The 5,933-nt window shown below is 71.7% G+C and carries 7 protein-coding genes and 2 riboswitches; of the genes, 1 reads left to right on the top strand and 6 read right to left on the bottom strand.

The features are described from left to right. Positions 1-149: 149 nt before the first annotated feature. The 6 genes from C1I97_RS29495 to gcvT form a co-directional block, all read right to left on the bottom strand. Complete coding sequence (locus C1I97_RS29495) at positions 150-542, bottom strand: type II toxin-antitoxin system VapC family toxin (RefSeq protein ID WP_111006166.1); 393 nt, start codon at positions 540-542, stop codon at positions 150-152. Further along, positions 539-811, bottom strand: a complete 273-nt coding sequence (locus C1I97_RS29490) for a hypothetical protein (RefSeq protein WP_111006165.1) — start codon at positions 809-811, stop codon at positions 539-541. The genes C1I97_RS29495 and C1I97_RS29490 overlap by 4 nt, the downstream gene beginning before the upstream one ends. Positions 812-884: 73 nt before the next feature. Beyond that, a complete protein-coding gene (locus tag C1I97_RS29485) occupies positions 885-2,252 on the bottom strand; it encodes an L-serine ammonia-lyase (RefSeq protein ID WP_111006164.1) in 1,368 nt (455 codons plus the stop codon). Between the two features lie 57 nt (positions 2,253-2,309). Next, positions 2,310-3,584 (bottom strand): serine hydroxymethyltransferase, encoded by a 1,275-nt coding sequence (gene glyA, locus C1I97_RS29480; protein ID WP_111006163.1) that lies wholly within the window; start codon positions 3,582-3,584, stop codon positions 2,310-2,312. A 17-nt stretch (positions 3,585-3,601) separates the two neighbouring features. Next, positions 3,602-3,979, bottom strand: coding sequence for a glycine cleavage system protein GcvH (gene gcvH / locus C1I97_RS29475; RefSeq protein WP_111006162.1), 378 nt, complete (start codon positions 3,977-3,979; stop codon positions 3,602-3,604). 110 nt (positions 3,980-4,089) lie between these two features. Continuing rightward, complete coding sequence (gene gcvT, locus C1I97_RS29470; RefSeq protein ID WP_111006161.1) at positions 4,090-5,217, bottom strand: glycine cleavage system aminomethyltransferase GcvT; 1,128 nt, start codon at positions 5,215-5,217, stop codon at positions 4,090-4,092. A gap of 76 nt (positions 5,218-5,293) precedes the next feature. After that, a riboswitch (glycine riboswitch) is annotated at positions 5,294-5,409 on the bottom strand. After that, positions 5,410-5,506: riboswitch (glycine riboswitch) on the bottom strand. A 189-nt stretch (positions 5,507-5,695) separates the two neighbouring features. Between gcvT and C1I97_RS40770 the strand changes: the two genes are divergently transcribed. Next, the coding region (locus C1I97_RS40770) for a hypothetical protein (protein WP_441349167.1) at positions 5,696-5,933 on the top strand (238 nt) is incomplete at its 3' end.

Genomic DNA, 5,933 nt, shown 5'->3' with positions numbered 1-5,933 from the left:
CCCTGCGCCCACCGCTGGACGGACCCCCGTTCACCGCGGCCGAGCGGGCCCTGCTGAAGGGCTCGGACGCATCCTCCGAAGGAGTTTCCTGACCCCTCCGTCCGGCAGCCGCGACACGCGGAACCACGGGGCGCGAGCAGAGTCCTCGGTCAGATTTTGATCACTCGGACGCCCGTGCCGCACAGCATGCGGAGGTCCTCGGGATCCGAGGTCAGGATGGTCGCAGGGACGGGTGAGGCGAGCGCGGTGGCGGCCACGAGGGCGTCGAGGGCGTACTGGTGGCCGTGCAGTCCGGCTGTGGCGAGGAGCTTGCTCGCGTGGCGGGCGATGGCCTCGGTGGGCGGGATGATGTCGACGCGGGAGACGGCGTAGTCGAAGCGGGCCCGGTGGGTCCTGGGGTCGCGGGCTTCGACGGGAGTCACCGAGCTGGTGACGACGCGGATGTCCTCGGCCTCGGCGGCGGCGAGCCACTCGGTGAGCTCGGGCGTGCGCCGTACGAGACCAGACAGGCCCTCGCGGTCCAGGACGAGCGTGCCGCTCACGCGGCGTCCGCCGAGCCGGCCGCGTCGCCGCGCAGGACGGCCCGCCTGGCCTCGACGGCGGCCTGGTCGACGGGGCCGTGCTCGGCTTCCGCGTCCTCGATGAGTTCGCGCAGCCGGTCGCGTTCCAGCCGGCGCTGGATGAGAGCCTCGACGTAGGCGGACATGCCCCGTCTGCCGGTGCGTGCCCTGAGGGCCGCGACGGTGCCTTCGTGGAGCGAGACGGAGACCGGGCGGACGGGACCTTCGCTGGGAGCCGGGGAGGCGGTCATGCGGCGAGATTAACAATCTTCTTGTTACTGGGCTGCGGTCCCGCCGCCCGAGCCGGGAAGGCGGCCCGTTCCCTCAGCACTCGATGATGTTGACCGCCAGCCCGCCCCGCGCCGTCTCCTTGTACTTCACGCTCATGTCCGCGCCGGTCTCCTTCATGGTCTTGATGACCTTGTCGAGGGAAACGTGGTGGCGGCCGTCGCCGCGCAGGGCCATGCGGGCGGCGGTGACCGCCTTGACCGCGGCCATGCCGTTGCGTTCGATGCAGGGGATCTGGACCAGGCCGCCCACGGGGTCGCAGGTGAGGCCGAGGTTGTGCTCCATGCCGATCTCGGCGGCGTTCTCGACCTGTTCGGGCGTGCCGCCCATGACCTCGGCGAGGGCGCCCGCCGCCATCGAGCAGGCCGAGCCGACCTCGCCCTGGCAGCCGACCTCGGCGCCGGAGATGGAGGCGTTCTCCTTGAAGAGCATGCCGATCGCGCCGGCGGCGAGCAGGAAGCGGACCACGCCGTCCTCGTCGGCGCCGGGGATGAAGTTCATGTAGTAGTGCAGGACCGCCGGGATGATGCCGGCCGCGCCGTTGGTCGGGGCGGTGACCACCCGGCCGCCGGCCGCGTTCTCCTCGTTCACCGCCATCGCGTAGAGGGTGATCCACTCCATGGCGCGGGCCGTCGCGTCGCCCTCGGCGCGCAGCTGGCGGGCGGTGACGGCCGCGCGGCGGCGGACCCTCAGGCCGCCCGGCAGGATGCCCTCACGGCTCATGCCCCGCGCCACGCACGCCTGCATCACCCGCCATATCTCCAGCAGGCCCTCGCGGATCTCCTCCTCGGTGCGCCAGGCCCGTTCGTTCTCCAGCATCAGGGAGGAGATCGAAAGGCCCGTCTCCTTCGCCAGGCGCAGCAGCTCGTCGCCCGTGCGGAAGGGGTACTTCAGCACCGTGTCGTCCAGCTTGATGCGTTCCGCGCCCACCGCCTCCTCGTCCACGACGAAGCCGCCGCCCACCGAGTAGTACGTCCTGGTCAGCAGCTCGGCGCCGGAGTCGTCGTACGCCCACAGGGTCATGCCGTTGGCGTGGTAGGGCAGCGTCTCGCGGCGGTGCAGGACCAGGTCGTCGTCGTAGGAGAACGCGATCCGGTGCTCGCCGAGGAGGCTCAGGCGGCCCGAGGTCCTCATCGTCTCGGCCCGCTCGTCCGCCGTCTCCACGTCCACCGTCCGCGGGGACTCGCCCTCCAGGCCCAGCAGCACCGCCTTGGGCGTGCCGTGGCCGTGGCCGGTGGCGCCGAGGGAGCCGTAGAGCTCCGTACGGACCCGGGCCGTCCTCTTCAGCAGGCCCTCGTTGCGCAGCCTGCGCGCGAACATGCGGGCGGCCCGCATCGGGCCGACCGTGTGGGAGCTGGACGGGCCAATGCCGATCGAGAACAGGTCGAAGACCGAGATGGCCACGGTGACTCCTCAGTGCGGGGGTGGTGCCGCCGAGGGGGGTGACTTGCTTGTCGTGACTTACTTGTTCAGACCCGGGTAGAGCGGGTGCTTGTCGGCCAGGGCCTTCACCCGGGCCTTGAGGGCGTCGGCGTCGTAGGACGGCTTCAGCGCCTCGGCGATCACGTCCGCGACCTCGGCGAAGTCCTCGGCCGTGAAGCCGCGGGTCGCCAGGGCCGGCGTGCCGATCCGAAGGCCCGAGGTGACCATCGGCGGGCGCGGGTCGTTCGGGATCGCGTTGCGGTTGACCGTGATGCCGACCTCGTGCAGGCGGTCCTCGGCCTGCCGGCCGTCCAGCTCCGAGTCGCGCAGGTCCACCAGGACCAGGTGCACGTCGGTGCCGCCGGTCAGCACGTCCACACCGACGGCCTTGGCGTCGTCCCGCACCAGGCGCTCGGCCAGGATGCGGGCGCCCTCCAGGGTACGGCGCTGGCGCTCCTTGAACTCCTCGCTCGCCGCGACCTTGAAGGACACCGCCTTGGCGGCGATCACGTGCTCCAGCGGACCGCCCTGCTGACCGGGGAAGACCGCGGAGTTGATCTTCTTGGCCAGCTCGGCCGTCGACAGGATCACACCGCCGCGCGGGCCGCCCAGCGTCTTGTGGGTGGTGGTGGTGACCACGTGCGCGTGCGGCACCGGGTTCGGGTGCAGGCCCGCGGCGACCAGGCCGGCGAAGTGCGCCATGTCGACCATGAGGTACGCGCCGACCTCGTCCGCGATCCGGCGGAACGCGGCGAAGTCCAGCTGCCGCGGGTACGCCGACCAGCCGGCCACGATCAGCTTCGGCTTGGCCTCCTTGGCCAGCCGCTCCACCTCGGCCATGTCGACCAGGCCGTCCTCGCCCACGTGGTAGGCGACGACGTTGTAGAGCTTGCCGGAGAAGTTGATCTTCATGCCGTGGGTCAGGTGCCCGCCGTGCGCGAGGTTCAGACCCATGATCGTGTCGCCGGGCTTGAGCAGCGCGAACATCGCGGCCGCGTTCGCCTGGGCGCCGGAGTGCGGCTGCACGTTGGCGTGCTCGGCGCCGAACAGCGCCTTGATGCGGTCGATGGCGATCTGCTCGACCACGTCGACGTGCTCGCAGCCGCCGTAGTAGCGGCGGCCCGGGTAGCCCTCGGCGTACTTGTTGGTGAGGACCGAGCCCTGGGCCTCCATGACCGCGACCGGGGCGAAGTTCTCCGAGGCGATCATCTCGAGGGTGGACTGCTGGCGGTGCAGCTCGGCGTCGACCGCGGCGGCCACGTCCGGGTCGAGTTCGTGCAGGGGTGTGTCGAGAACGGTCTTCTGCTCGCTCATGTGCTTCGTTCCGCTCCTCAGCCGGCCGTGTGGGCGGCGTACTCGTCGGCGGAGAGCAGGTCGGCCGGCTCGCCCTCGAGGCGCACCTTGAACAGCCAGCCGCCCTCGAAGGGCGCGGAGTTCACCAGCGACGGGTCGTCCACGACGTTCTGGTTGATCTCGGTGACCTCACCGCTGACCGGGGAGTACAGGTCGGACACCGACTTGGTCGACTCCAGTTCGCCGCAGGTCTCGCCCGCGGCCACCGTGTCGCCGACCGCCGGGAGCTCGGCGTAGACGACATCGCCGAGCGCGTTGGCCGCGAACTCGGTGATGCCGATCGTGGTGATGCCGTCCTCGACGGGCGACACCCACTCGTGCTCCTTGCTGTAGCGCAGCTGCTGGGGGTTGCTCATGGCCTGAATTCTCCTGTACGCGGGGGAGTGGTGGTGAATGAGGGACTGCGAAGGGCGTGCGTGACCAAGGGCGACGCGTTCCACGTCGCGCCCGGCCGGTTACGCCGGTGTCACTTCTGCCGCTTGTAGAAGGGCAGCGCCACGACCTCGTACGGTTCGTGGCTGCCCCGGATGTCCACCGCGACACCCGCCGTGCCCGGGGCGGCGTGCGCGGCGTCGACGTACGCCATGGCGATCGGCTTGCCCAGGGTGGGGGAGGGGGCGCCGGAGGTGACCTCGCCGATCACCTCGCCGCCGGCGACGACCGGGTACCCGGCGCGCGGGACCCGGCGGCCCTCGGCGACCAGGCCGACCAGGACCCGGGGCGGCTCGGCGGCGGCGTGCTCGGCGGCGGCCAGCAGGGCCTCGCGCCCCACGAAGTCGCCCTCCTTGTCGAACTTGACCACCCGGCCGAGACCCGCGTCGAACGGGGTCAGCGCGAGCGACAGCTCGTGCCCGTACAGCGGCATGCCGGCCTCCAGGCGCAGCGTGTCCCGGCAGGACAGGCCGCACGGCACCAGCCCGGCCGGCGCGCCGGCCTCGGTGATCGCCTGCCAGAGCTTCTCCGCGTCGCCCGGGGCCACGAACAGCTCGAAGCCGTCCTCGCCGGTGTACCCGGTGCGGGCGATCAGCGCGGGGACGCCCGCGACGGTGCCGGACAGGGCGGAGTAGTACTTCAGGCCGTCCAGGTCGGCGTCGGTGAGGGACTTCAGGATGGCGAGGGACTCGGGGCCCTGGACGGCGAGCAGCGCGTAGGCGTCCCGGTCGTCGCGGGCCTCGGCGTCGAAGCCGGCCGCCCGCTCGGTCAGCGCCTCGAGGACCGCCTGGGCGTTGGAGGCGTTGGCGACGACCAGGTACTCGTTCTCGGCCGTCCGGTAGACGATCAGGTCGTCCAGGATGCCGCCGTCGACCCGGCAGATCATGGTGTAGCGGGCGCGGCCGAGGCCGATGGTGGAGATGTTGCCGACCAGGGCGTGGTTCAGCAGCGCGGCGGCCTGCGGGCCGGTGACGGTGATCTCGCCCATGTGGGAGAGGTCGAAGAGGCCGGCCCCGGTGCGCACGGCGACGTGCTCGTCGCGCTCGGAGCCGTAGCGCAGCGGCATGTCCCAGCCGGCGAAGTCGGTCATCGTCGCGCCGAGCGAGCGGTGCAGCGCGTCGAGCGCGGTATGGCGGAGTCGAGGAGGTTCGGTACTGCTCATCGGTCGGTCTCCAAGGCGATGGGGGCCCCCGCGCGAGCGAAGCCGAGCGTGGGGGAGGGCGAGGACAGATCTCATGTCCTCCCCATCTGTCATCGGAACCTGAGAGGTTCGCCACGACCGCCGTCGGACGGACGGTCACGGCTTGCACCTTGGGTGGAGCCACTGCGTCAGCGGCCCGCTTTTCAGATGTGCCTCGCCCGCGCGGTAACGGTGCCTGAGAGATTCAAGGGAGGGACTTGCTCCTTCGGCGCCCCAGCGACACGGCTGGGGACTCTCCCGCGCGGATTCAAGCGGCCGGTATGCAGTTGCCGCGCCCATCATTGCACGCCCGGCCCGCTCGCGGCAGGACCGCGTCTGTGACGGGCCTGTGGCAGTACGCGCACGGAAACGCGAGACGCGTCCATTACCTTTTCTTTACGCTCCGCGGGGAGACGGACCATGACCAGTCCGGGGGAGGACGACGACGGTGAACAGGCCCATGGCACACACGACGCACCAGGCCCTCGTCACATCCGGGGGCCAGGCCCTCGCCGCACCCGGGGGCCAGGCCCCGCCGCCGGGGCGTACGCTCGCCGTGCCGTGGTCCGCGCGGCCCCTCCCGGAGCCCGGGCGGGCCGCCGCGGTGCCCGAGGGGACGCGCCCCCGGAGGTCCCCGCCCGCCGTTCGCGACCTGCGGGGAGGGGCCGGAGGCGGCGAGGGCGTGCTGTGGTTCGGGC

The sequence above is a fragment of the Streptomyces sp. NTH33 genome (genome assembly GCF_003236365.1).
GTDB lineage: Bacteria > Actinomycetota > Actinomycetes > Streptomycetales > Streptomycetaceae > Streptomyces.
The sequence above is the reverse complement of the archived record's forward strand: the minus strand, read 5'-3'. Positions and strand labels throughout refer to the sequence as shown.